At 62.6% G+C, this 24,810-nt stretch carries 32 protein-coding genes; 23 read left to right on the forward strand and 9 right to left on the reverse strand.

The annotated features are described in order from the left end of the window. The first annotated feature begins 103 nt into the window (after positions 1-103). From uvrB to EN861_RS31065, 7 genes are all read left to right on the forward strand, one after another. Positions 104-3,181, forward strand: a complete 3,078-nt coding sequence (uvrB, locus tag EN861_RS31035; RefSeq protein ID WP_135867469.1) for an excinuclease ABC subunit UvrB — start codon at positions 104-106, stop codon at positions 3,179-3,181. 276 nt (positions 3,182-3,457) lie between these two features. Continuing rightward, on the forward strand, positions 3,458-4,363 hold the full coding sequence (locus EN861_RS31040; RefSeq protein ID WP_127279688.1) for a DMT family transporter: 906 nt from the start codon (positions 3,458-3,460) through the stop codon (positions 4,361-4,363). A gap of 251 nt (positions 4,364-4,614) precedes the next feature. Beyond that, a complete protein-coding gene (locus tag EN861_RS31045) occupies positions 4,615-6,141 on the forward strand; it encodes an ABC-F family ATP-binding cassette domain-containing protein (protein WP_135867470.1) in 1,527 nt (508 codons plus the stop codon). A gap of 134 nt (positions 6,142-6,275) precedes the next feature. Further along, positions 6,276-6,557, forward strand: a complete 282-nt coding sequence (locus EN861_RS31050) for a type II toxin-antitoxin system RelE/ParE family toxin (protein ID WP_127278413.1) — start codon at positions 6,276-6,278, stop codon at positions 6,555-6,557. Between the two features lie 13 nt (positions 6,558-6,570). Beyond that, positions 6,571-6,870: a HigA family addiction module antitoxin gene (locus EN861_RS31055; protein ID WP_127278412.1), complete on the forward strand. Its 300-nt coding sequence runs from the start codon at positions 6,571-6,573 to the stop codon at positions 6,868-6,870. A gap of 120 nt (positions 6,871-6,990) precedes the next feature. Continuing rightward, on the forward strand, positions 6,991-7,173 hold the full coding sequence (locus tag EN861_RS31060; protein WP_127278411.1) for a hypothetical protein: 183 nt from the start codon (positions 6,991-6,993) through the stop codon (positions 7,171-7,173). A 153-nt stretch (positions 7,174-7,326) separates the two neighbouring features. Further along, on the forward strand, positions 7,327-7,743 hold the full coding sequence (locus EN861_RS31065; RefSeq protein ID WP_127278410.1) for a glyoxalase/bleomycin resistance/extradiol dioxygenase family protein: 417 nt from the start codon (positions 7,327-7,329) through the stop codon (positions 7,741-7,743). Positions 7,744-7,994: 251 nt separating this feature from the next. On the opposite strand, the gene EN861_RS31070 is transcribed toward EN861_RS31065, so the two are convergent. Beyond that, positions 7,995-9,629 carry a sulfotransferase gene (locus tag EN861_RS31070; protein WP_127278409.1) on the reverse strand — a complete coding sequence of 545 codons (1,635 nt, stop codon included), beginning with the start codon at positions 9,627-9,629 and terminating at the stop codon, positions 7,995-7,997. 201 nt (positions 9,630-9,830) lie between these two features. Then, positions 9,831-10,049, reverse strand: a complete 219-nt coding sequence (locus EN861_RS31075) for a hypothetical protein (RefSeq protein ID WP_127869747.1) — start codon at positions 10,047-10,049, stop codon at positions 9,831-9,833. Positions 10,050-10,415: 366 nt separating this feature from the next. Between EN861_RS31075 and EN861_RS31080 the strand changes: the two genes are divergently transcribed. The 5 genes from EN861_RS31080 (at position 10,416) to EN861_RS31095 (ending at position 12,131) form a co-directional block, all read left to right on the forward strand. Continuing rightward, complete coding sequence (locus EN861_RS31080) at positions 10,416-10,685, forward strand: hypothetical protein (RefSeq protein WP_135867471.1); 270 nt, start codon at positions 10,416-10,418, stop codon at positions 10,683-10,685. Beyond that, positions 10,682-10,930 (forward strand): hypothetical protein, encoded by a 249-nt coding sequence (locus tag EN861_RS31085; RefSeq protein ID WP_127278406.1) that lies wholly within the window; start codon positions 10,682-10,684, stop codon positions 10,928-10,930. The genes EN861_RS31080 and EN861_RS31085 overlap by 4 nt, the downstream gene beginning before the upstream one ends. A 47-nt stretch (positions 10,931-10,977) precedes the next feature. Further along, positions 10,978-11,115 carry a hypothetical protein gene (locus EN861_RS35635; protein ID WP_167498789.1) on the forward strand — a complete coding sequence of 46 codons (138 nt, stop codon included), beginning with the start codon at positions 10,978-10,980 and terminating at the stop codon, positions 11,113-11,115. A gap of 94 nt (positions 11,116-11,209) precedes the next feature. Next, positions 11,210-11,428, forward strand: a complete 219-nt coding sequence (locus EN861_RS31090; RefSeq protein WP_127278405.1) for a hypothetical protein — start codon at positions 11,210-11,212, stop codon at positions 11,426-11,428. An 85-nt stretch (positions 11,429-11,513) separates the two neighbouring features. Next, complete coding sequence (locus EN861_RS31095; RefSeq protein WP_135867472.1) at positions 11,514-12,131, forward strand: NAD(P)H-dependent oxidoreductase; 618 nt, start codon at positions 11,514-11,516, stop codon at positions 12,129-12,131. A gap of 41 nt (positions 12,132-12,172) precedes the next feature. Here EN861_RS31095 and EN861_RS31100 read toward each other — a convergent pair whose 3' ends face one another. Then, a complete protein-coding gene (locus tag EN861_RS31100; RefSeq protein ID WP_127278403.1) occupies positions 12,173-12,571 on the reverse strand; it encodes a Kazal-type serine protease inhibitor in 399 nt (132 codons plus the stop codon). Between the two features lie 582 nt (positions 12,572-13,153). On the opposite strand from EN861_RS31100, the gene EN861_RS31105 reads away from it, so the two are divergent. The 3 genes from EN861_RS31105 (at position 13,154) to EN861_RS31115 (ending at position 14,526) form a co-directional block, all read left to right on the forward strand. Beyond that, positions 13,154-13,366, forward strand: coding sequence for a cold-shock protein (locus EN861_RS31105; protein ID WP_006202520.1), 213 nt, complete (start codon positions 13,154-13,156; stop codon positions 13,364-13,366). Between the two features lie 320 nt (positions 13,367-13,686). Then, positions 13,687-13,899, forward strand: a complete 213-nt coding sequence (locus tag EN861_RS31110; protein WP_008877668.1) for a cold-shock protein — start codon at positions 13,687-13,689, stop codon at positions 13,897-13,899. Between the two features lie 192 nt (positions 13,900-14,091). After that, on the forward strand, positions 14,092-14,526 hold the full coding sequence (locus EN861_RS31115; protein ID WP_127869750.1) for a BA14K family protein: 435 nt from the start codon (positions 14,092-14,094) through the stop codon (positions 14,524-14,526). A gap of 102 nt (positions 14,527-14,628) precedes the next feature. Here the strand turns inward: EN861_RS31115 and EN861_RS31120 are convergent, their stop codons facing one another. From EN861_RS31120 to EN861_RS31130, 3 genes are all read right to left on the reverse strand, one after another. Next, positions 14,629-15,267 (reverse strand): MBL fold metallo-hydrolase, encoded by a 639-nt coding sequence (locus EN861_RS31120; protein WP_135867473.1) that lies wholly within the window; start codon positions 15,265-15,267, stop codon positions 14,629-14,631. A 137-nt stretch (positions 15,268-15,404) separates the two neighbouring features. Further along, positions 15,405-15,722 (reverse strand): hypothetical protein, encoded by a 318-nt coding sequence (locus EN861_RS31125; protein ID WP_127278400.1) that lies wholly within the window; start codon positions 15,720-15,722, stop codon positions 15,405-15,407. A gap of 145 nt (positions 15,723-15,867) precedes the next feature. After that, on the reverse strand, positions 15,868-16,761 hold the full coding sequence (locus EN861_RS31130) for a branched-chain amino acid aminotransferase (protein WP_127869751.1): 894 nt from the start codon (positions 16,759-16,761) through the stop codon (positions 15,868-15,870). A 261-nt stretch (positions 16,762-17,022) separates the two neighbouring features. On the opposite strand from EN861_RS31130, the gene EN861_RS31135 reads away from it, so the two are divergent. From EN861_RS31135 to EN861_RS31155, 5 genes are all read left to right on the forward strand, one after another. Next, positions 17,023-17,556: a MarR family transcriptional regulator gene (locus EN861_RS31135; protein WP_167531318.1), complete on the forward strand. Its 534-nt coding sequence runs from the start codon at positions 17,023-17,025 to the stop codon at positions 17,554-17,556. Continuing rightward, positions 17,543-18,262, forward strand: a complete 720-nt coding sequence (locus EN861_RS31140) for a response regulator transcription factor (protein WP_127869752.1) — start codon at positions 17,543-17,545, stop codon at positions 18,260-18,262. The genes EN861_RS31135 and EN861_RS31140 overlap by 14 nt, the downstream gene beginning before the upstream one ends. Positions 18,263-18,362: 100 nt before the next feature. Further along, entirely contained in the window at positions 18,363-19,778 is a 1,416-nt protein-coding gene (locus EN861_RS31145) for an ATP-binding protein (protein WP_135867474.1), read from the forward strand. A 259-nt stretch (positions 19,779-20,037) separates the two neighbouring features. Beyond that, positions 20,038-21,060, forward strand: a complete 1,023-nt coding sequence (locus EN861_RS31150) for a glycosyltransferase family 1 protein (protein WP_135867475.1) — start codon at positions 20,038-20,040, stop codon at positions 21,058-21,060. Positions 21,061-21,233: 173 nt separating this feature from the next. After that, positions 21,234-22,124 carry a hypothetical protein gene (locus EN861_RS31155; protein ID WP_245512155.1) on the forward strand — a complete coding sequence of 297 codons (891 nt, stop codon included), beginning with the start codon at positions 21,234-21,236 and terminating at the stop codon, positions 22,122-22,124. A 24-nt stretch (positions 22,125-22,148) separates the two neighbouring features. Here the strand turns inward: EN861_RS31155 and EN861_RS31160 are convergent, their stop codons facing one another. The 3 genes from EN861_RS31160 to EN861_RS31170 form a co-directional block, all read right to left on the reverse strand. After that, positions 22,149-22,508, reverse strand: coding sequence for a tRNA-binding protein (locus tag EN861_RS31160; RefSeq protein WP_135867477.1), 360 nt, complete (start codon positions 22,506-22,508; stop codon positions 22,149-22,151). Positions 22,509-22,524: 16 nt separating this feature from the next. Beyond that, positions 22,525-23,025 (reverse strand): YbjN domain-containing protein, encoded by a 501-nt coding sequence (locus EN861_RS31165; protein WP_027143347.1) that lies wholly within the window; start codon positions 23,023-23,025, stop codon positions 22,525-22,527. Between the two features lie 318 nt (positions 23,026-23,343). Further along, on the reverse strand, positions 23,344-23,646 hold the full coding sequence (locus EN861_RS31170) for an accessory factor UbiK family protein (protein ID WP_127280606.1): 303 nt from the start codon (positions 23,644-23,646) through the stop codon (positions 23,344-23,346). A gap of 160 nt (positions 23,647-23,806) precedes the next feature. Here EN861_RS31170 and EN861_RS31175 point away from each other — a divergent pair, with 160 nt between their 5' ends. From EN861_RS31175 to EN861_RS31185, 3 genes are all read left to right on the forward strand, one after another. Continuing rightward, positions 23,807-24,064 carry a type II toxin-antitoxin system ParD family antitoxin gene (locus tag EN861_RS31175; protein ID WP_135867478.1) on the forward strand — a complete coding sequence of 86 codons (258 nt, stop codon included), beginning with the start codon at positions 23,807-23,809 and terminating at the stop codon, positions 24,062-24,064. Then, on the forward strand, positions 24,061-24,363 hold the full coding sequence (locus EN861_RS31180; protein WP_210235202.1) for a type II toxin-antitoxin system RelE/ParE family toxin: 303 nt from the start codon (positions 24,061-24,063) through the stop codon (positions 24,361-24,363). Before EN861_RS31175 ends, EN861_RS31180 begins: the two co-directional genes overlap by 4 nt. A gap of 130 nt (positions 24,364-24,493) precedes the next feature. Further along, complete coding sequence (locus tag EN861_RS31185) at positions 24,494-24,736, forward strand: BrnA antitoxin family protein (RefSeq protein WP_135867479.1); 243 nt, start codon at positions 24,494-24,496, stop codon at positions 24,734-24,736. Positions 24,737-24,810: the final 74 nt, after the last annotated feature.

The following is a 24,810-nucleotide window of genomic DNA, read 5'->3' on the forward strand; positions in this document are numbered from 1 at the left end:
CACCGACACCTCCTGACAGCCTTCTGTCAGGAGCATGACGCGCCCGCCGGCCAGCCTTCATCGCGCTCTTTCCATTTTCGCCAAGACCTCCCATATTCGGGACATGGCCAAATCCCCCGATAAAAGAACGCCGCCGACGGCGGATGACGACCGCGCCGCGCCGAAGCGGCGCAGCCCGCTGACCGATTTCCTCGACGCGTCCGAGCCGCTGCACAAGGGCGGCTTCGCCGAGATGCCGCAGGCTGAGCTGACGGGCACGCCGCTAACCGGTTCGATCGCGGATTGGGCCGAGCAGATCGAACAGGAGGCTGAACGGGAAGGCCGCGCCGCGGGCAAAGGCGGCGGCGCCAAGTCGCCGAAGAAGATTCCAGAGCGCTCCGCGGCGCCGGGCCGCACCGCGCGCGGCACCTCGATGGGCGGCGCCGCGTCGGCCCGCGAACGCACGGCGGCCGGCCTCAATCCGGTCGCCGGGCTCGACATCTCGCTGGAAGAAGCCGAGACGATGTCGTCCAGTGGCGTCACCGCCACCGTGGCAGCGCTCTCGGCTCTGATCGAATCCGGCAATCCGCTGCACAAGGACGGCGTGCTGTGGACGCCGCACCGCCCTGCCCGGCCGGAGAAATCCGAAGGCGGCATCGCCATCAAGATGGTGTCGGACTTCGAACCGGCGGGCGACCAGCCGACCGCCATCAAGGATCTTGTCGAAGGCGTCGACAACAGCGACCGCACGCAGGTGCTGCTCGGCGTTACCGGATCCGGCAAAACCTTCACCATGGCCAAGGTGATCGAGGAGACGCAGCGCCCTGCCTTGATCCTGGCCCCCAACAAGACGCTGGCCGCGCAGCTCTATTCCGAGTTCAAGAAATTCTTCCCCGACAATGCGGTGGAGTATTTCGTCTCCTACTACGACTATTACCAGCCGGAAGCCTACGTTCCGCGCACCGACACCTTCATCGAGAAGGAATCCTCGATCAACGAGCAGATCGACCGCATGCGCCATTCGGCGACGCGTTCGCTGCTCGAGCGCGACGACGTCATCATCGTCGCCTCGGTGTCCTGCATCTACGGTATCGGGTCGGTCGAGACCTATACGGCGATGACCTTCCAGATGCAGATCGGCGACCGGCTCGACCAGCGCGCCCTGCTCGCCGACCTCGTCGCCCAGCAGTACAAGCGCCAGGACATCAATTTCGTGCGCGGCTCGTTCCGCGTGCGCGGCGACACGATCGAAATCTTCCCCGCCCACCTGGAAGACCGCGCCTGGCGCATCTCGATGTTCGGCGACGAGATCGAGGCGATCACCGAATTCGACCCGCTGACCGGCCAGAAGACCGGCGAGCTGAAGAGCGTCAAGATCTACGCCAATTCGCACTATGTGACGCCGCGCCCGACGCTCAACCAGGCGATCAAGTCGATCAAGGAAGAGCTCAAGCACCGGCTGGTGGAACTCGAGCGCGCCGGCCGGCTGCTTGAAGCGCAGCGGCTGGAACAGCGCTGCCGCTTCGACCTCGAAATGCTGGAAGCCACCGGCTCCTGCGCCGGCATCGAGAACTATTCGCGCTATCTCACAGGCCGCCAGCCTGGCGATCCGCCGCCGACTTTGTTCGAATACATTCCCGACAACGCGCTGGTCTTCATCGACGAAAGCCACGTCACCGTGCCGCAGATCGGCGGCATGTATCGCGGCGACTTCAGGCGCAAGGCGACACTGGCCGAATACGGCTTCCGCTTGCCCTCCTGCATGGACAACCGGCCGCTGCGCTTCGAGGAATGGGACGCCATGCGGCCGCTTTCGGTTGCCGTTTCGGCGACGCCGGGCGCCTGGGAAATGGAGCAGGCCGGCGGCGTCTTCGCCGAGCAGGTCATCCGCCCGACCGGCCTGATCGATCCGCCGGTCGAAGTGCGCCCGGCCAAGAGCCAGGTCGACGACGTCGTCGGCGAAATCCGCGAGACGACGGCCGCCGGCTACCGCACGCTGGTCACCGTGCTGACCAAGCGCATGGCCGAGGACCTGACCGAATACCTGCACGAGCAGGGCGTGCGCGTTCGTTACATGCATTCCGACATCGACACGCTGGAGCGCATCGAGATCCTGCGCGACCTGCGCCTCGGCGCCTTCGACGTGCTGGTCGGCATCAACCTGCTGCGCGAAGGTCTCGACATTCCCGAATGCGGCTTTGTCGCCATCCTCGATGCCGACAAGGAAGGTTTTTTGCGTTCGGAGACATCGCTGATCCAGACCATCGGGCGCGCTGCCCGCAATGTCGACGGCAAGGTCATCCTCTACGCCGACCAGGTCACCGGCTCGATGGAACGGGCGATGGCCGAGACAAACCGTCGCCGCGAAAAGCAGATGGAGTGGAACGCCGCCAACGGCATCACGCCGGAATCGGTCAAGTCTCGGATCTCCGACATTCTCGACTCGGTCTACGAGAAGGACCATGTCCGCGCCGATATCTCGCAGTTCACCGACGGCGCCGGCGCCATGATGGGCAACAATTTCAAAGCCCATCTCGACGCGCTGGACAAGCAGATGCGCGACGCCGCCGCCAATCTCGACTTCGAGAAGGCGGCCCGCATCCGCGACGAGATCAAGCGGCTGCGCGAGATGGAACTGTCGATCTCCGACGATCCGCTGGCGCGCGAGGTGGAAGGCCAAAGTCCGGCCTCGGGCCGCGAAAAAGGCAAGCACAACAAGGGCGTGGCCAAGCATCGTACGGCTGAGGAACAGGAGCGGTTCCGCAAGCTCGACCAGGCACGTGCCGCCGAAGAGGCGGCCAAGGCCGCCCGGCCCAACCTCTTCCGCAAGCCCGATCTCGACGAGATGGGCGCCGGCGGCGCCGTACCGGTGAAGAAGCCGCTGTTCGCCAAGCCGTCGCTGGACGATATGGGCCCCGGTACCGACATGCCGACCCCGTCAGGCGCGGTGTCGCGCTCGCTGTTCAAGAAGCAGTCGGCCGAAGAGGCGCACGGCTCCGATTTCGGCATCCCGGGCGACGCGACCAAACCGCTGTTCAAGAAGAACTCACTCGACGAAATGACCGTGCGGCGCACGGAGACGCCGATCGAAGGCGAGAAGCCGGTCAAGCGCGAGCGCACCGGCATCGGCTCCTACGAGGACCCAGGCGACGCCCGCCGCGAAAAGCGCCGGCCTGGCAAGACAGGCAGACCGGGAAAGTAGCGATCCTTCGCGCCCCCTCTGTCCTGCCGGACATCTCCCCCACGAGGAGATCGGATATCATCTTTGCTTTCGCCAATCTCCAACGTCGCGGAATGAGCGAGGCGCACAAGCTGCCAATCTCCCTCCTTGTGGGGGAGATGTCCGGCAGGAGGGGGGCGCTGTCCCTCCATCATAGATCAGCTCTTCTTGGCACCTTGCCAGTCATGGGACGAACCTATACGGGCCTTGGCATTGGCTCCTCCGCTCGGAAACCAAACTCCCGCACGGCCCACCCCCATGAAACCCAGAGACATCGCCGCCTACATCTTCCTGGCCGTCACGTGGGGCCTGTCCTTTCTGGTCCTGCTCAAGGTGGTGCACGCATTCGGCTGGGTCGGCGCGGTCACCTTGCGCGCGCTGATTGCCGGCAGCACGCTCTTTCTGCTTGCCGCCGCGACGCGGCGACGGCTGGATTTCAGCGCCGGCTGGCGGCACTTCGCGGTGGTCGGCGCGACGACCGTCGCCGCTCAGCTGATCGGCCTTTCCTATGCCACGCCGCGCATCGGCACGGCCATGGCGGCCATTCTGGTTGCCGCGATCCCGCTGTTCTCGATGATCATCGGCCAGCTCTGGGGGCTTGAGCGCATCACTGTTCGTGGCCTGGGCGGGCTGCTGCTCGGCGCTGCCGGCATTGTCGTCCTGGTCGGCTTCCCCGCCGTTCCGGTCACCGCATCCTTTGCGACCGGCTGCGCCGCCTCGCTGTTCAGCTCGTTCTCGGCCGCCTTCGGCAGCAATTACGCCAATCGCCATCTGCGCTCGGCCGGCTCGCTGGAACTCACCAGCGCCGCCTTCCTGTTCGGTGGGCTGATGACGCTGCCGCTGCTGCTCGTCGTGCCGGTGCCGGCCATTCCGCGCCCCGTCGACTTCCTTTACCTGGCGATCCTGGCCTGCGTCATGAGCGCATTGACCTATGTCGTCTATTTCCGGCTGGTGGCCTCAATCGGTGCAACCAGGACGATCAGCGTCGAATTCGCCGTGACCACGATCGCCGTGCTGACCGGAACGATCCTGCTCGGCGAGTCGCTGACCGTCATCCAAGGCTTCGGCGCGGTGGCGATCATCTGCGGCTGCATCCTGGTGCTGGACCCCTTCCCGCGCCGCGCGAAAGCGGTGGCCTTGCCATCAGCCCCGCCTTTGGTGTAGCCAGTCGTCACACTCGAACGTCTCGAAAGGAGGGCTCACGTGTTTACGTTTTTTCGTCACCATCGTCAGCGTGGCCCGATTTCTGCCCTGCGAGCTAGCTTGCAGGGCTGACCAGGGACGGTCCGGGTTTTTTTCCCGCTTCGATTTTTTGGTCTGCCCTTCGTGGTGTGCAACGCCTAGCCTGATAGCCGGCACGCGCACCGTCAAAGTGCATTGACCCGGACTTTCCGGACAGACCAGAGAAATCGAAAATGGCCCTGATCAGCCTCAAATCCCTCGGCGTCACCATGAGTGCGCCGCTCTTCTCCAATCTCGACCTCAGCATCGGCACTGGCGACCGGCTCGGCATCGTTGCCGCCAACGGCCGCGGCAAGTCGACCTTGTTGAAATGCCTGGCCGGCGAGCTGGAGCCGACAACGGGCGACATCACCCGCACGCGCGGCCTGCGCGTCGGCCATGTCGAACAGTCCGTTGCCCCTGCCCTGCTCGGCAGTACTTTTTACCAGGTGGTGGCGGATGCCTTGCCACCGGAGCAGACCGACAGCGAGATGTGGCGCGTCGACGTGGTCCTCGATTCGCTCGACGTGCCCGAGCCAATGCGCGAGCGGGAGATGCGGGCGCTGAGCGGCGGCTGGCAGCGGCTGGCGCTGATCGCCCGCGTTTGGGTCACCGATCCCGACGTGCTGCTGCTCGACGAGCCGACCAACCATCTCGACCTCGCCCGCATCAGCCAGTTGGAAACCTGGCTCAACGCGCTGCCGCGCGACGTGCCCGTCATCATCGCCAGCCATGACCGCGCCTTCCTCGACGCCACCACCAACCGCACGCTGTTCCTGCGTCCGGAACAGTCGCCGGTGTTTTCGCTACCCTACTCACGGGCCCGGGAAGCGCTGGACGAGGTCGACGCCTCGACCGAGCGAAAATTCCAGCGCGACATGAAAGTGGCGCAGCAATTGCGCCGGCAGGCGGCCAAGCTCAACAATATCGGCATCAATTCGGGCAGCGACCTGCTGACGGTCAAGACCAAGCAGCTCAACCAGCGCGCGGAAAAGCTCGAAGAGGCAGCCAATCCGGCGCATCGCGAAAAATCGGCGGGCGCGATCAAACTCGCCAATCGCGGCACGCACGCCAAGGTGCTGATCACGCTCGACGACGCGGCGGTGGAAACGCCCGACGGCACGCTGCTGTTTCGGACCGGCAAGCGTCACATCTGCCAGGGCGACCGCATCGTGCTGCTCGGCCGCAACGGCGTCGGCAAGTCGCGCTTCGTCACCTTGATCCGCAACGCCATCCTCGATCAGGATGCGGTGCGCAATGTGAAGGTGACGCCGTCGACAGTGCTCGGCTACAGCGACCAAGCGCTGTCCGGCATCAGCGGCGACGACACGCCGCTGGCCATGGTCTCGCGCCGCTACGATGTCGGCGAACAGCGCGCCCGCTCGCTGCTCGCCGGCGCCGGCGTGGTCATCGAGATGCAGGAGAAAAGGATCGGTGTGCTGTCGGGCGGCCAGAAGGCGCGGCTGATGATGCTGGCGCTCAGGCTCGCCAATCCCAACTTCTACCTGCTCGACGAGCCGACCAACCATCTCGACATAGACGGCCAGGAAGCGCTGGAGGAGGAGTTGCTGAAGCACCAGGCAAGCTGCCTGCTCGCCTCGCACGACCGCTCCTTCATCCGTGCCGTCGGCAACCGCTTCTGGCTGGTCGAGAAGCGGAAGCTGACCGAGGTCGAAGACCCGGAGCGTTTCTTCCGTGAAGTGGCTGAAGGAACCGGCTGAGCGGCGAGGAAGATGCATTGCCGATGAAGTTTCGGCCTGTCATTGACAGGGCGCACCTTTGGTATCATTTCATGAGACGTACTCTTGATTCCTGAAACGTATCATGTCATGGTACGTCCGTCGGAACCCCACGGATGATACGCTCGTTCAAGGACAAGACCAGCCAAGCCGTTTCGAACGGCAAGGCTCCAAAGGGCTTCCCTTCGGATCTTGTCCGACCGGCCCAACGGAAGCTGTACATGATCGACAACGCCGCCGAACTGTCAGATCTCAAGACGCCTCCCGGCAACAGGCTTGAGCCGTTGAAAGGCAACCGTGCCGGTCAGCATTCGATCCGCATCAACGATCAGTTTCGCATCTGCTTTCACTGGGTGGATGGGCAGGCAGAAGATGTTGAAATAACCGACTACCATTGAAGGCAGGTCCCAAATGCTTGATATCAACCCGCCCATCCATCCCGGAGAAATTCTCCGCGAAGAGTATCTCATACCGCTTGGTCTGAAGCCTTACACGCTGGCCAAAAAGCTGCATGTGCCGCGCACGCGCATCGAGCGCCTAGCCAGCGAGACGACACCGGTAACGCCCGATACCGCACTGCGCCTTGCGAAGTTTTTTGGGACCACGCCGCAGTTTTGGATGAACATGCAGGCAAGCTATGACCTCGCCGTCGAGGGGAAGGCCAAGAGAGCCGACCTTGAAACGATCGAACGATTGGAGACTGCTGCCTGACGTAAGGGCGCCGCGCCGGTAACAGAGAAAAAATTCGACAATCTGTCGGATCGCCCGTTGCTGCCTCGTCCTTGGGATGCCGACACGATGATGCCGGCGCCAACCCAGGGAGAAGTCATCATGTCCGTCCTGTCACCCATCGGCCGCATCGCAACCCGGTATGCCGCGGCGCGCGCCCGTCACCGCAGCGAACGCATCCTTTTGTCGCTGCCGGCCGAACTGCGCAAGGATATCGGCTTTCCGGAAATCTTCGATGCCCGCGACAGCCGTCGCGCGGCCACGTCCTCGGCCAAGGTCATATGACCATGGCCAGCCGCAGCATGCACCGGCCTCAAAAGCCGGCCGGTGCCCGATGATCCGGCCGCGGCGAAAAATTTTCGGGCCCTGTAGGATTGGCGTCACCTCATCCGTCCTATGATCCGCAAGGCCATGCCAAACGTGAAGAGGAACACGAGAATGACCGACCAGACCCCGCCCCGCGCCAAGGTTCTTGGCGGATTGACCCCCTATCTGCAGGTCAACGGCGCCATCAAGGCCGCCGAATTCTACAAGAAGGCTTTCGGGGCCGAGGAAGTCTTTGCCTATCCGGCGGATGAAAAAGGCCGCACCATGCATATCCACCTCTACATCAACGGCTCGACGCTGATGCTCGGCGACGCCTATCCGGAACACGGCCATCCGCACCAGGCGGCGCAGGGCTATACGCTGCAGCTCCATCTCGGCAAGGATGACATCGACGCCTGGTGGAAACGCGCCGTCGACGCCGGCTGCGAGATCGTCACGCCGCTGCAGGTGATGTTCTGGGGCGACCGCTGGGGCCAGGTGAAGGATCCCTTCGGCGTCGCCTGGGCAATGAACGCACCGACTGAATAAGCTTAGCGTGCGCGCCCTCGCCGAGGGGGATGCGCCCAAACAATCCTATGGCGGAGCAAGGAGCGAAGCGACGCGGCGTAGACCATAGGATCCATGCCGTAACGTCAAAATATCGGAAACGGCGAAGACTTCTGCCCCGCGGCATTCTTCGATCGAGGTCGCGGCATGGATCCTAGGGTCTTCGCGACGGAGCTTCGCTCCTGCTTCGCCCTAGGATGACGAAGCTGATGGGCATCTCCGCGACCCGCTCGCTAATCCAGCTTGTCGAGCAGCGGCTTCAGCCGGTCGCCGTAGCGCTTCCACAAATCGACCGAGCCCTGGTACATCGGCTGGCGCACCTGCGCGGCGGATGCCGTGCGCACCGGCCGGTCGGTCGCGTGGAACGACAGCACGGCATCGTCCCATGGCAGGCCGAGATAGTCGATCAGCGCCCGGCTCTGGCCTTCCTGGTCGGCGACGAAGTCCTCGTAGCGCACATCGTGCACGACGCCGGGCAGCACCTTGTGCCAATGCGCCATGATGTCGGTATAGAGATTGTGGAAATCGGCGAGTTCGCCGAGGTCATAGCCATAGCGGTGGCTGTCGCCGCGGAAATGCACCTTGTAGATCGACAGGCATGTCGCCGCCGCATCGCGGGCGCAGTGGATGATCCTGGCCTTCGGCAGCATCATGCGGATGAAGCCGACGAGCAGGAAGTTGCCCGGCATCTTGTCGGTGACGTGGCGCATATGCGGATAGCGGGCATGCAGCATGTCGAGATAGGCCTGCCCCGCCTCGGCGAAATCGGTATCGTCGGTGTCGGCCACGCCCCAGGGGAAGCCGCCCGGCATGTCCGACGGAAACTGCCTGCCGACCGCCGTCTTCAGGATGCTGAGCTCGCCCGCGCCATAAACCTGGGGGTGGCTGGCGATGATCTGTTCGACCAGCGTCGTGCCCGAACGCGGCATGCCGACGATGAAGATCGGCGCATCGTCGGTGATCGGGCTCGGCCTGTGCTTCTCGAAGAAGCCGGCATCGAACACGGTCTTCATCGCCTCGAATTCGGCACGCGTCTTCACCGGATCATAGTCGATGCCCTTGCGGCGGATGGCATTGCCCTCGGCGAAGTAGTCGAAGGCCTTGCCGTAATCCTTGAGATCGTCATTGGCCTTGCCGAGGCCAAACGACAGCTGCATGCGTGCCAGGCTGTCCTGGGGCGCCTTGGCGTGCTGCGCCTCCATGCCGGCCAATTCGGCATCGCGCTCCTTCTGGCGCTTGACCTGCGTCAGCATCAGCCATGCGCGGGCCATGCCGGGCTGGATCGCCACCGCTTGCCGGAACAGGTCTGTCGCCTCGCCGAGCTTGCCCTTCTCCATCAGCCCGACGCCCAGCCCGTGCAACAGGTCGGCATCCTTGGGGCGAATGGTCAGGGCCTCCTGGAAGACAGCCAGTGCCTCGTCGAGGCGTCCGGCTTCCTGCAGGGTTTCGGCAAGCCCGATGCGCGCGCGCACGTGGAATGGATTGCGCTGCACTGTGCCGCGATAGATGTCCTCGGCCTCCTCGAACCGGCCGATCTGCTTCAGCGACGAACCGAGATTGTCGCGCGCCGCGAGCTGCTCCGGCCGCAGGTCCACCGCGCCGCGGAAGAAATCGATCGCCGCCGTGACGCGGCCGAGATCGCGCATCACCGTGCCGAGATTGTTGAGGAAGTCGGGGTTCGTCGGCTGCAGCTGAACCGACTGCTCCAGGAAATCCATGCCTTCTTCGCTGCGCCCGGTCTGGTGCAGCAGCAAGCCGAGGAAATGCGCCGCGGCCGCGTGTTTGGGCTGACGCGCCAGCACCTGCCGGTAGATCGCCTCGGCCTCCTGCCGGCGCCCGGCCTGATGCAGTTGCAGCGCCTGCTGCACATACTGGTCGAGGCCCAGCGGCGGCCGTCCTCCGGCGCCAGACTTGGCCGCGCCAGACGTAGCTCCCGCACCCGCCGCTCTTCTCTGATCTCTGTTGATGGGACACCTGCCGTGTTTTCGCGCCTGCCCGCGATCTAGGCCATCGGCGCGGCACGTTCAAGGCTTTGCTTGGTTCTGTGCCCTACATCGCCGCGAAAGCGGTCAGATCAGGCGGTTGGTCTCGGCAACCTGCCTGGCCCGCCTAACGGTGCCGTCGGTGTCGGAGATCGTACGCCTTGCCGCCTCGTCGCTTCTGATGGTCAGCCGCGCCGACTGGACGGCCATCGGCTTTCCAGCGGCGCCATTGGCGTATGTGGCGATTGGCTTGACGATCGGATTGATCGCCACCGTCTTCCCTTTCGAGGTTCTGACTGAAACCATGATTTTATCCTTTTCAGAAAAAATAAAAAGTACGGGCGTCAAGGAAAAACTCGGCATGTTTCCAAGAAACTTTTAGAAATATCTTGAACCATAACGGAATTGTTCGAAAGTTTATAGAGGCCTATTTTTCTATCCGAGGCGGGTAATTCAACAATTCTTCTTGAAGAGAGCGCAAAGTTGAGCTATATGGGAGATATCGTTTGGGCCAGAATTGGCATCTCGCGGCGTCGGAGGTTTTCGACCCGCCAATCTCATTCCAAATTGCCGGTACTGGACGCGCGGCACATTCGTCGTGTCCCCGCTTTTTTGCTCTCACACCGCTGTTTACGTGACGCCACGAGGCGGGGAAATATCAAGGCCAGGACAATGCCGGACCGCACCACCCGCTCCATCGCCCATTTCACCGCACCGTTCGTGCTCGGTGGCCTGGAAGGACAACTGCCGGCTGGCGACTACGACATCGATCACGACGAAGAGTTGATCGATGGCATGTCGCGGCTTGCCTGGCGCCGCGTCGCCACCTTCATCCATCTGCTGGCAAGGGCGATGAACAACCCGCCCACCAGCCAGCTTGTCGCCAGCGACTACATGGACCTCGAAACCGCGCTGATGCGCGACCGGGAGAATGCAGCATGATCCGTTTCCAACAGAATGCGCGTCCGCGCACCGACACGCCCTCGCATCTCTTCGCCATCGGCCAGACCGTGCGCATGAAAAGCCGGACCGGCCTGCTCAGCAAGACCGCGGAACTGTTCGAGATCAAGAGCAGGCTGCCGGTCAAGGACGGTTCCCCGCAATACCGTATCCGCAGCGAGCAGGAGACCCACGAACGGGTCACCACGGAAGACAATCTCGAACTGGCCGACAATCCGGTCACCTGAGCGGAAAGCCAGCCGACACGCCCAGCCAACGCGCATCAGGAGCAGTCATGTCCAAGGGTCAGCAGCGAAGCAATCGCGAGGTGCGCAAGCCGAAGAAGGACAAGGTGGTGGCCAAGCCTGCCTCCCCGTTCGGCTCGTCGGTCAAGCAGGCGGAGAGCGGCTTGAAGCCGAAGTCCAAGGGTTGATAGCCCGAGCGGCGCTGAGTGCGCACACCCGCTGCCGTGAGCAGACAATGGACTGACGCAACATGCTCACGCAATATTCCGCTCGGAGGCTTGCTTGAACTTTGTAATCGAATTCTACCGGTCGCGCGACACCGAGGAAGCGACGCTCGACAAGGTGTCGCTGGAGGCGCCGACCCTGCGTGCGGCGCTGCAATGCGCCACCGCGCTGTTCCACAGCCTGTCCATGCCGCAAACCCCCGACCGCCTGCGCATTTCCGACGAGCACGGCAGCGAGTTTTATGCAGGACCCGCCGATGGGGCGTATCCTGCCTAGGCAGCCATGTTTGGATCTCGCCCGCCGCGCAACCGCAAGCGCCTTGTGACGTTGAGCGTGCACAACCCTATGCAGGAGTTCCGCAATGCCCCTTGCCGCCTTTGCCATCAATTGTTCGCTGAAAGCTTCCGGCGACAAGGAAAAATCGTCCACGGACAAGATCATCGCCGATCTGCTCGCAGCGCTCAAACCGCATGGCGTGAAGGGCGAGGTCGTGCGGGCTGTCGATCACGACATCAAGCCCGGCGTGCTCTCCGACATGGGCAAGGGCGACGACTGGCCTGGCCTGCGAGAAAAGATTGTCGCCGCCGATATCTTCATCCTCGGTCTGCCGATCTGGTTGGGCCAGCCGTCAAGCATCGCCAAGCGCGTCATGGAACGCATGGACGCCTTTCTCGACGAAACCGACGACAAGGGCCGCATGCCGGCCGCCGGCAAGCTGGCGCTGGTGGCGATCGTCGGCAACGAGGACGGCGCGCATCACTGCCACGCGGAATGCTTCCAGGCGCTGAACGACGTCGGCTTCACAATCCCCGCCAATGGCGGCGTCTACTGGGTCGGTGAAGCCATGGGCGACGTCAACTATGTCGACCTGCCGAAGACTCCCGACAAGGTCGCCGAAGCCATCGAAATGGCGGCTTCAAACGCCGCTCATCTGGCCGGCCTGCTCAGGACGAAGGCTTATGTCGGCGTGGAAGAATAACTGCAATTTCCGCTTCTTCGACAAGGAGGGAAGGTAAGTTCTCAGCACGGCCCTTCGCCGACGATGCGATAGTCCGAGGCGCGGGCCTCGCAGGCGTTGGGGAAGGTGCGCATCTCGCCATGCCGGCGGCCGCACACCGGCGCGTATTCGCGGGTGCAGAAGGCCTGCTGGCCGCCACCACCACCACCATCGCGGCAGGGGCCATCGCGCACAATGCGGTAACCCGCCCTGCCGGCAAGGCAGGCATTGGCGAAGGTCTGGCGATCGTCGCCGCGCCGGGCGCAGACCGGCTCGTACTGCTTGGTGCAGAATTGCGGTTCGGGGCGCGGCGGACGCGGGCGCGGTCCGTCATCGACGACGACCGTACAGGCGGCAAGAATTGCCGACAGGAACAGGACGCTAAAACCCTGCCGTGAAAAGATTGCCGCAAGCAACCTCATGATCGTCTCTCCCTCGATCCCCGTCCCGGTGCATACCGCCCAAGACTGCCTGGCGGTTCGCTGACAATGATATCGCTCAAAACAAGATTTAGATCAGTCGCCAATGGCATGATCCTCGCCATTCCACTGCCGATTGCAACCCCGCCCGCGGCCTCTATCGGGAAATGACAGCGGGATCGGTCGGGTCCCGCCGCGTCGCCGGCAATCATCGCTTCTGGCCCATGCATGACCGGGGCTGTGGGCCGATGACCCCTCGGCCAACGAAGCCTATCTGCGGCCGGTCGACGCTTTGATCGGTCGATTTATGCGTCGGGATGCGCCCATGGCGGCGGCCCGCGGCGCTATCTTGCAACCTTCACGTTTCCGTGCGATAAATTCTGTGTTCGGGCATTTGCGACCCGGAGAGCGGAACGTTTTGGACGACCTTTCCCCGATACTGTGAATCTCTGACGGCCCCGTTTTTCGGCGGGGGGTTTGACCATGCGCCAATGCATGACTGCCGAAAGCAACCACCAGGAACTGCCCTCGACGCCAGGTGGCGGGCAGGACCACCAAGACTGAACGGGTGAAGGAGTTTCCCCAATGGCCCAGACCGGCACCGTTAAATTCTTCAATGCAACCAAAGGCTTCGGTTTCATCACGCCCGACGGCGGCGCCAAGGACGTGTTCGTCCACATTTCAGCGATCGAGGCCTCGGGCCTGCGCACGCTCGTCGACGGCCAGAAGGTCACCTTCGACGTCGAGCCGGACCGCATGGGCAAGGGCCCGAAGGCGGTCAACCTGCGCGCAGCCTGAGCGATCGGCGCACCGCACGTCCCAGGCGGATGAGCGAACGAGGAGCTTGACCAGCACCTGGGCAGGCAGACAGATTTTTGAAAGGCGCGGCGGTTTTCGCCGCGCCTTTTTCATGTCAGCAGTGCAGCATGAACGCATGTTACCGGCAAGTTCATCCGGGTCCCGGCCAATGACGCGCATCATAACAAGCACTTAAAGCGCGGCGGGCTTTAAGTGCCCGCAAAACTTTCTCTTGCCGATGACGCTAAAATAAAGGACAAATTTCCTCTCGGGCATTTGCCGGCCCGAGACTGGAGTTTATGGGATCAAAGGAGCTTCCCATGCCGCAGACCGGCACCGTCAAATTCTTCAACCATGCCAAGGGCTTCGGCTTCATCACACCGGATGATGGCGCGAAGGATGTCTTCGTGCATATTTCGGCCGTGCAGGCGTCGGGTCTTCCCGGTCTCGAGGATGGGCAGAAAGTGACATTCGACACCGAGCCGGACAAGCGCGGCAAGGGACCCAAGGCCGTCAACCTGTCGGTCGGCTGAGCCGGCTTCGGACGACGCCGGCTCCGGCAGGTCAGGTCCGCGCCCCGAGGGTGCGGCTGTTGATGCCGTGAAAGAATGCGCGTGGTCAAAATTTCGTTCAGCCCCCGTTCAGCCACGGTCTCATATTAGTCACTGGTAAAGCCGGACCGTATCCCCTGCAGACCTGCACGGCCCGGTACGAAGGAGACCAAGATGAACCGCATTTTCAAGACAGCCGTGCTGTCCGCCGCCGTGGTCGCCACCACGCTGGGGACCTTTTCGGCAGCCAATGCCGATGACTGGCGCCGTTGGCACCATCACGGCCATGGCAATGGCGACGCTGTGGCAGCCGGCGTTCTCGGCCTTGCCGCCGGCGCGCTGATTGGTGGCGCATTGGCCAATGACCGGCCGCCGCCCGATTCCGACCGTTATTACGATGACGGTTACTATGATCGTCAGGTGCTCGTGCGCCCGGCTCCGGTCCGCCGCTACTATGTGGAACCGCAGGTGGTCTATGCCGACCGCTACGCCGAACCCTGGACGCGCGGCTGGTACGAGTATTGCTCGGATCGCTACCGCACCTTCAATTCCCGCACCGGCACCTTCACCGGCAGCGACGGCGAACAGCATTTCTGCACCGCCAACTGAGGCTTCCCTGCCCCAGACAAAAAGCGCTGACCGCAAGGCCGGCGCTTTTTTTGTTGTCGGCTTGTTGGGCTTTCGAACCCAGGGCGGTCCAGACCTCATCATTCAGGTCAAAAATGGATTGGTCCGCCGTTCCTCGCCGAAGCGCCCGCCGGGGCCATGGCCGCAAATGAAGCCGATGTCGTCGCCGAGCGGCAACAGCTTGTCCTTGATCGAGGCGATGAGTGCCGCATGGTCGCCGCCCGGCAGGTCGGTGCGGCCGACCGAGCCGCGAAACAGCACGTCGCCGACATGGGCGAATTTGGCGGCGCGGTTGTAGTAGACGACATGGCCGGGCGCGTGGCCGGGGCAATGCAGCACCTCGAACACATGGCCGCCAAACGACACAGTTTCCCCTTCTGCAAGGAACCGGTCGGGCACGCAATTGCGCACGCCGTCGATGCCGTAGCGCCTGCCCTGGTTTTCCAGATTGTCGAGCAGCATCTTGTCGGCTTCATGCGGGCCGATGATCTCGATGCCGAGCGCCTCCTTCAACTCCATCGCGCCGCCGGCATGGTCGATATGGCCATGCGTGATCCATATCGCTTCGGCGGTGATCGCATTGTCCTTCAACACCGCCAGCACCTTGTCGATGTCGCCGCCGGGATCGACCACCACGCCGTGCTTGTCGTCCATGTCGAACAGCATGGTGCAGTTCTGCTGGAACGGAGTGACCGGCACGATACCGGCATTGAGCTGACCCATGATCGTCCTTTCGCTGTGTCAGCGATCATGTAGAGGCATCGGCCAAGACCGTCCACGTCCGGAAGGTCAAACAGTGCGTGTCCAAAAAGAAATGGGCGGCCGAAGCCGCCCATTCTGCCAGCCCGAGATTGGCAGGCTTACTTTTTCATGGCGCCCATGACCGCGCCGAGAATGCCGGTCAGGATCGCGCCGCCGCCTGCGCCACCGACGATGTTCTGCAGGTTGAGCGCGCTGCCCAGGCCGCTGGTGGCCGCCGCGGCTGCGTCAGGAGTGATCGCGCCACCGCCGAGCAGGCTGCCGAGGATCGCCGCGCCGCCAACGCCGCCGATGGCTCCGCCCAGGATTTTGGGAAGCTGACCCATCGCCGCCGTCTTGATCGCCGCGCCGACCGCCTGACCACCGATAATGCCTGTAATGATCTGAATGATGATCGGAAGAAGCGTGTTCATGTCCATATGATTAGTCCCTCCATAGCTGCCAGCCTCCCGGGCCGACACCATCATGAGACGCCGAATTGGACGAAAGTCAAATGCACAAACGCTTAAATAAAAGGGGCGGCCTGAAAACCGCCCCTGCTTGCGAGAAAAGCTGTGACTATCGTTATTCTGCGGCAATCGCATGCTTGGGTTGAACGGCCATAGAATAGTCGTTCATGAGATTCTTGGCGATCTCGCCGACCTCGAATCGGTAAGGGCCGATCTCCGAAACCGGGGTTACTTCCGCTGCCGTTCCGGTCAGGAAGCATTGCTCGAAGCCTTCCAGTTCTTCCGGCAGGATGGCGCGCTCGATGACCTCCAGGCCGCGATCCCTGGCCAGGCCAATGACCGTGCGGCGGGTGATGCCGTCGAGGAAGCAGTCGGGCTTAGGCGTGTGGATCTTGCCGTCCTTGACGAAGAAGATGTTGGCGCCGGTCGCTTCCGCGACCTGGCCCCGCCAGTCGAGCATCATGGCGTCGGCGTAGCCCTTGGCCTCGGCGGCATGCTTGGACATGGTGCAGATCATGTAGAGGCCCGCGGCCTTCGACCGCGACGGCGCCGTGCGCGGGTCGGGCCGGCGCCATTCCGCCACATCGAGACGGATGCCCTTCAGCTTCTGCGCCGGATCGAAATAGCTCGGCCACTGCCAGATGGCGATGGCGACGTTGATGCGGTTGTTTTGCGCCGAAACGCCCATCTGCTCGCTGCCGCGCCAGGCGATCGGCCTGACATAGGCGTCCTGGAAGCCCTGCTTCTTCAGGAGCGTGGTCGAGGCGTCGTTGAGTTCGGCCACCGAATAGGGAATCTTGAAGCCGAGCAGGCGCGCTGATTCATGCAGCCGCTCGGTATGCTCGTTGAGCTTGAAGATCTCGCCGCCATAGGCGCGCTCGCCCTCGAAGACCGCGCTGGCGTAGTGCAGGCCATGGGTCAGCACGTGGATCTTGGCGTCTCCCCACGGTACGAACTCGCCATTCATCCAGATGAAGCCGTCCAGTTGATCGAAAGGAACGGATGCCATGGTAACCTCCCGCGGACAACGGCCCGCATATCTCAGTGTCGTTGCGTGTTCTTTTTTGGCCGCGCCAGGTGATTGGAGACGCCGGCCGGTGTCTCGAAGCGTAAGCGGATAATCGCGCCCTGGCAAACTCAGGAAGTTCCGGAAAAACCGGCCTGCCTTGCCTTTTCGTTCGCAATCCGCCCAAAAGCTTGTCAAAAATTACCATTGCAGGGAAATTACGTCAATAGTACTGACATAATCTCCCGTTCCCATGGAGAAATGATGACGGATAAAAGCCCAGCTGCCGGAAAACCGATCAGGACCGCGATCACCAGCGAGGACGGCATCGACTTCGCCATCATCGAACTCTTCTTCTTCGCCTATCGCGACTTCACCTCCGATCCCGATCAGATCCTGGCCGATTACGGCTTCGGCCGCGCCCACCACCGCGTGCTGCATTTCGTCAACCGCCGGCCGGGCCTGACCGTCGCCGAACTGCTCGACGTGCTGAAGATAACCAAGCAGAGCCTGGCGCGTGTGCTCAAGCAATTGATCGACACCGATCACGTCGTGCAGTTGCAAGGCCCGCGCGACCGCCGCCAGCGCGAACTTTATCCAACGGCCAAGGGCCGCGCGCTGGCGCTGGCGCTGGCGCGGCCACAGTCGCGCCGCATCCATGCTGCATTGGAAGATTCCGGCGCCGCCGAACGGACCTTGGTGGAACGCTTCCTCGAAGCGATGGTCAATCCGGAACTGAGAGCTCAGATCGACGTTGGGTCCGCAAAAATGTCAGGAAAAAGCCATGGAGAGCACTGAGAGGATCGACCAGGCGGCCGCACCGGACGACGACGCACCGCATCTGCTCGTGGTCGACGACGACACCCGTATCCGCAATCTTCTCAAGCAGTATCTGACCGAAAACGGCTTTCGCGTCACCGTCGCCGGCAATGCCGGCGAGGCCCGCCGCAAGCTCGCCGGTCTCGACTTCGACCTGCTTGTGCTCGATGTCATGATGCCGGGTGAAACCGGCGTCGACCTGACAAAGTCGTTGCGCGCCGAAAAGAATGTGCCGATCCTGATGCTGACGGCCCTGTCGGAGACCGACAGCCGCATTTCCGGGCTCGAGGCCGGCGCCGACGACTATTTGCCAAAGCCCTTCGACCCGCGCGAGTTGATCCTGCGCATTAACAACATCTTGCGCCGGGGCGGCCCGGCGGCGACGCCCAAGGTCGAACAGTTGGTGTTCGGTCCCTACACCTTCCAGATCGCCAGGCGCGAACTGAAGCGCGGCGGCGAAGCGCTTAAGCTGACCGACCGCGAACAGGAGATCCTGGCGATCTTCGCCGCCCGCGCCGGCGAAACCATCCCCCGCCACGAGCTGGTCGGTGACGATTCGGAAGTCGGCGAGCGCACCATCGACGTCCAGATCAACCGGCTGCGCCGCAAGATCGAGCGCGATCCGTCCAACCCGGTCTGGCTGCAGACCGTGCGCGGTATTGGGTATCGGCTCAGCGTGGAATAGAATGCCGGCGGCGGCTCACGTGCATGATCCCGAAAACTGGGAACCGGTTTGCGGAAAGATTATGCTCCAACAAAGAGTTAGCCGCGGATGAAAAGAGCCAATGGCGACCACGGAACTGGAACAGCCGGACAATGACGGCCTGAGCGCACGCGCCACGCGGACGTTCAAGGCGGTGCCGCGCATCTGGAACCGGTTCTGGCGTCTCGTTTCGCTTTACATGCCCAAGCGCCTCTATGCGCGCTCGTTGATCATCGTCATCGCGCCGATGATCCTTTTGCAGTCGGTCGTCGCCTTCGATTTCATGGAACGTCACTGGGCAACCGTGACGCAACGCCTGTCGCAGGCCACCGTGCGCGACATCGCCGCCATCATCGACCTGATCGAGACCTATCCGCACGACGCCGACTACGCCAACATCATCCGCATCGCGCAGGACCGCATGCAGCTCAAGGTCGACCTCCTGCCGCCCGATCCGTTGCCGCCGCCCGGTCCAAAACCGTTCTTCTCGATCCTCGACGATGTTCTCTCCGCCGAAATTACCCGCCAGATCAACCGCCCATTCTGGATCGACACGGTCGGCAATTCCAACATCGTCGAGGTCCGCGTCCAGCTCGAAAACAAGGTGCTGCGCGTCTTCGTGCGGCGCAGCCAGGCCTATGCCTCCAACACCCATATCTTCCTGATCTGGATGGTCGGTACCTCGCTGGTGCTTCTGATGATCGCCATCCCCTTCCTGCGCAACCAGATCCGGCCGATCTTGGCGCTTGCCGAGGCCGCCGAGAGCTTCGGCAAGGGCCGGCCGATGCCGCGCGATTTCCGCCCGCGCGGGGCCGAGGAGGTGCGCCGCGCCGGCTTTGCCTTCATCCAGATGCGCGAGCGCATCGAGCGCCAGATCGAGCAGCGCACGGCCATGCTGACCGGTGTGAGCCATGATCTCAGAACCATCCTCACCCGCTTCAAGCTGCAGCTGGCGCTGGCCGGCGGCAAGGCCGAGACCAAGGCGGCGCTGGACCAGGATATCGAGGACATGCAGTCGATGCTGGAAGGCTATCTCGCCTTTGCCCGCGGCGAGGCCTCGGAGGATCCGGGACGGTTCGATCTCGAAGCCTATTTCCAGAAGCTCGGCGAGGAAGCGGGTTTGCGCAAATGCAAGCTGTCGACGACGCTTTCCGGCGATCCGACCGTGCATGTGCGGCCGAACGCCTTCGCGCGGCTCTTGTCCAACGTCATCGGCAATGCCTTCCGCTATGCCAAGACGGTGGAGGTCACCGCCAATCATGGCCGCGGCTCGCTTCTGGTCACCATCGACGACGACGGCCCGGGCATCCCTCCTGACAGGCGGGAAGACGTCTTCAAGCCCTTCGTGCGGCTCGACGAGGCCCGCAACCTCGACGCCAGCGGTACCGGGCTCGGCCTGTCGATCGCCCGCGACATCGCCCGCAGCCATGGCGGCGACATCACGCTCGACGACAGCCCGCTCGGCGGATTGCGCGCCGTGATCAAGGTTCCGGCCTGATTTCTATTTGACTAACTGAGCATGATCTTGCCTGAAAAACGGTTTCGACTTTCCGGGGGCGCGGTCTGCTTCATCCGCCCGTCATGAAACCATGGTCAAGAGCGCGCATGAAGCGCGCGACCGCACTTGATTCGTCCTTGCCGCCTCACTTCGACCCCGTGCCCGCCAGGGTGCGCTGGAGCGAAGCGAGGGCGGCCGCATGGTCGCCGTTCCGGTATCGTTTCAAGGCAACCGCAGACCTCCGAAGCAAAGGGCCGCCATGCGCATATTGATGGTCACCGACGCCTGGCGCCCGCAAGTCAACGGCGTCGTCCACACGCTGGAGCGGCTCACCGAGACTCTGAAGTCCTTCGACGTCGCGGTCGAGTTCCTGACCCCGAACATCTTCCGCACCCTGCCCTTGCCGACCTACCCCGACATCCGCCTGGCGCTGACCACGCCCGGCCATGTCGCGCGCCTGATCGACGGCTACAAGGCCGACCATATCCACATCGTCACCGAAGGGCCGCTGGGCATCATGGCGCGGCGCTATTGCCGCAATGCCGGCCGGCCGTTCACCACCAGCTATCACACCCGCTTCCCCGAATATCTCAGTGCCCGCCTGCCGGTGCCGGAGAGCTGGGCCTATCGCTGGCTGCGCGATTTCCACAATTCAGGCCAGGGCACGCTGGTCGCCACCCAGTCGCTCGCCGACGATCTTGCCGCGCGTGGCTTCAACAGGTTGAGGCCGTGGACGCGCGGCGTCGACACCGATCATTTCCGGCCAGACAAAAGGAAGGACCTCGGTTTCCCCGGACCGGTTTTCCTGTGCGTCGGCCGAGTCGCCATCGAAAAGAACCTCTCCGCCTTCCTCGATCTCGACCTGCCCGGCAGCAAGGTGATCGTCGGCGAAGGTCCCGAGCTTGCCAAGCTCAAGGCGAAATATCCGAAGGCGCATTTCCTCGGCCATCGTCCCAATGACGAACTGGCCGAAATCTATGCCTCGGCCGACGTCTTCGTCTTCCCCAGCCGCACCGACACCTTCGGCAACGTCATCATCGAGGCGCTGGCCAGCGGCACGCCGGTCGCCGCCTATCCGGTGACCGGGCCGATCGACATCGTCGGCGACGGTTTTGGTGGCGCGGTGTCGAACGATTTGCGCGAGGCGGCGCTTACCGCACTCAACGTCAGCCGCGACCAGGCCCGCGAGCGCGCCATGCGCTACAGCTGGAAGGCCTGCGCGGAAATGTTCCTCGACGCGGTTGAGGAAGCATTGGGAACGACACGCAAGCTGGCGGCCTGATAGAGCCGGCGCATAGGATGCGGTGAAGTTCAGGTCTGGTCAAACACGCTCCTTGCGAGAGCTTGTGCGACAGTTGCTTGCGGTGCATTATTCGGTGTGTGTAGTTCGTTGCGGGATTGACGCCGATTTCTACGCTGGACGACGTGCCTGCAGTATCATCGAAGCGTCGCGTCTTGCGCATCGGCAAGACCGTTGCGAGGGTGTTCGGCTATTGCCGCGCGAATGCCTGGCCGCTCTTCGTGGCCGCCTGGTTTCCCTGCTTTCTGACAACGCTTTGTCTGGCGGTGCTTGCTCTTGTTCTTTTTGCCGATCCGGGGAAGGCGCCAACCTGGCTTCTATCGCGGGGCTTTGACCCCAGGACTTGGCTTTCCGCGATTGTCGCCGCGCCGTTCTCGGCGATGGTCCTTGCGTTCGTTCTGGACCGTATGGGAAATGCGCCCGAGGATGGCCGGGTCGTCGTTCGGCGCGGCATTGAGAGTGTCAAGCGCTTCGCTATCCCGGGCGTGCGCTTTGAGCTCGACCGGCGGATTCTTTTGGCCGCCCTGCTTCTCGCAGCCATCCAGCTGTTTTGCGGCTTTGCGGTCGCCGGCGAGCACAGACTGCTTTTTGCCGGCCTGATGGCCACACATGACCTGCCGCTCCGCCCCGAGGACGTCGCGCCTTGGGTGTCGGCGATGGGCGCCTTCAACCTCCTCGCGGGTGGTTTCGTCCTTGGCTGGACATATCTGTTTGTCGGCGATTTTCTGTGGACGGGATCGTTTGATCCAACCGGCTGCTGGCGTGCGCTGGATGGCAATCTTCTGCGTTTCACCGCCATAATGTTCATCGTTTTGGCAATAGTTGCCATACTCAAATATGGACTGGCCCTGGCCGGAGCTTTGATCCTGATTCCCGCGGATGGCGCGTCGCCTTCCTTCTTGACCCTTATGATGATCCATTTCGGACTGGCCTGGCCGTTCGACGTCCTGCATCTCGTGCTCTCAGCCGCAACGGTCGGAACCATTCTCGGCGCGTTCCGGCCTCGAGCTGTCGCTTCAATCCAGCCGGCTGCAGCACCACCATGATGACGCTTGCCGGGGCTTCCTGATCTAGAATAGCCGCCCGCCGTCCGGCACCTTGCGTTCGATAGCGCCCAACACCACGGCGTCCTCTTCATCGGGAAAACCGAGCGTCAGCACTTCCGACATGAACGGGCCGATCTGGCGCGGCGGGAAATTGACCACCGCGAACACCTGGCGGCCGATCAACGTTTCCGGCGTATAGTATTTGGTGATCTGCGCCGACGACTTCTTGACGCCGATGGCGGCGCCGAAATCGATCTTCAGCTTGAAGGCAGGCTTGCGCGCCTCCGGAAACGGTACGGCCTCGATGATCGTGCCGGCACGGATGTCGACACGATCGAAATCGGCGAAGCTGATTTCGGGCTTGCGCTCGTTGCTTGAACTCATCTCGAACGCGTCTTGCTCAGGCGTTGCCGAAGGTCTCGAACAGCACGCCGGCGAGCGCGTCCTTGGCCGAGGTTCCCGACCAGACGACGAACTGGAAAGCCTGGAAGTAGCACTCGCAGGCTTCCAGTGCCGAGGACAAAAGCACCTCGACCTGCTGGCTCGAGGGTTCGACCCCGCCGGCAAGCAGCAGCGACTGTCGGAACATGATGGCGCCTTCCTGTTCCCAGAGGTCGAAATGGCCGAACAGCATCTGTTCGTTGATCAGCGACAACAAACGCATCACTTCCAGCGTGCGGGTTTCCGGCACCTTGATGTCGAAGGCGCAGGCCAGATGCAGCGCCTCGAAATCCTCCATCCACGAGAAGGAGACGTGATAGTCGGTCCAGCTGCCGGCAACCGAGATCGAGATTTCGTCGTCGCCGGCCCGTTCGAAGGACCAGTCATTGTTGTGGGCCACCTGCTCGATCACATCCACGGGATGGATTTCGCGGGAAAATTCGAGTTCGAGAAGTTCCATGGAATGTTTCCTGTGTTCAGGGGAGCGCCACACGCTCCGCGGGGCACACACGACGAACAATCTTGTCTAGAACTCGGACGGCCGGGACTTCTCAACGCAAAGACCCCAGACCGGACCCCACCGCCCGGCGGCATGACCCTGCTCCGAATCATGCAACAAATTCAGTCTATTGATCGGGAGTCGCGTGAACAGCCCAATTTTTCGCACTGCGTCATTCGCATGTGGAAAGGTGCCTGTCACAAAGAGTCACGCAATGCCGGTAAGCGATTCACGGCAAAGCGATTTTCAGGCTGGTGCTTTGTGGAAAAGTTTAACGAATTATTTTTTCGGCTTGGGCTTCGCCGGAGCCGCAGGTGTGGCCTGACCGGTCAGTTCGGCGATCCTGGCCTCGAGCGCCTCGATGCGCTCGGCAAGCCTGCCGTTCTCTTCTCTCGCCTTGGCGGCCATCTCGCGCGCCGCCTCGAACTCCTCGCGCTGCACGACATCCATGGAGTTGAGGATACGCTCCGCCTGGCCCTTGAAGGCCGTCTCCACCTCGCGCCGCACACCTTGAGCGGCACCGGCGGCATCGGTCATCAGCTTGGCGAATTCATCGAGAATGCGGTTCGGTCCGGTCGACATGGCAAATCCTCGCTTGCTTGATTTGAGTTAGTGGTGCCGCGCGCCGAATGCAAGAACGTTGAGGCCGGTGCGGCATCACGTCGGAGCCAACCGGCCAAACGACTGGTAAGCCGCGCCAATAACTATTATTGTTTTGGAGGGAATATGCAGGAGCAACCCCATGGCCATTAGCGCGGATTTGGGCACCCGGCTCGAAGACATCGTCAACCAGCTTGTCGAAACAGGGCGATACAACTCGAAGAGCGAAGTGCTGCGCGAAGGCGTTCGCCTCGTCGAAGAACGCGAGAAACGCCTTGCGGCTCTCGATGCAGCTCTCGCCAAAGGCCTTTCAGACGCTGATGCTGGGCGCGTAAAGGCGGTTGACGAAGTGTTTGACCGCTTGGAGGCCAAGTACAAGGCAATGGCAGCCAAAAAGTGAAGCGGCTGGTCTTAACCGATCAGGCGGAGGCGGACCTTGAAGCCATTGGCGATTATATCGCGATGGACAACCCATTTCATGCCGCGACATTCGTGCAGGAATTGCGCCACGATTGTATGGAATTGCGCACCATGCCGGAGCGATATCCACTCTTTGAACACCATCGATCTTCCGGCATTCGGCGGCGTCCTCACGGCAACTATCTGATTTTCTATCGCGTTGGCGTAGAAACCGTTGAGATATTGCACATCCTGCACGGCTCAATGGACCTTAGAGCAATTCCGTTCCCGGATAACTGACGGATCGATACCCGAGCATGGACCGGCTTTCGAACGGCTCCTTCTGTACGGCATGGCGTCAATTCGCGTAGTGTGCTGTTTTTCTCACGACCTGCATCGAGCATGAGTCGCTTCCAATCAGGGTCACCCAATGGCAACGCCCCCGCGCCGACCGACAAATGCGATGGAAGCCGCCGAAGCTGTCTTCAAGCCGGTCAAGAAGCCGGCCGCGGCCCCGCCTCGCGAACCCTTCACCGCTCCCAATGTCCGCGAGCTTGTCTCGATCAGGATCGACCGGGCCGTGCTCGATCATTTCCAGGAAGATGGTCCCGGCTGGCAGGATAGGATCAACGACGCCTTGCGTGAACTGGTGTCCGCCAAGCCCAGGGGTTGAGCACGCCCACCCGGCGACGGAGCTGGGAGCGATCCTGTTCACGGACCATGGACGGCCGTGACCTTGCCTTGACC

The sequence above is a fragment of the Mesorhizobium sp. M8A.F.Ca.ET.218.01.1.1 genome (assembly GCF_004791165.1).
GTDB lineage: Bacteria > Pseudomonadota > Alphaproteobacteria > Rhizobiales > Rhizobiaceae > Mesorhizobium.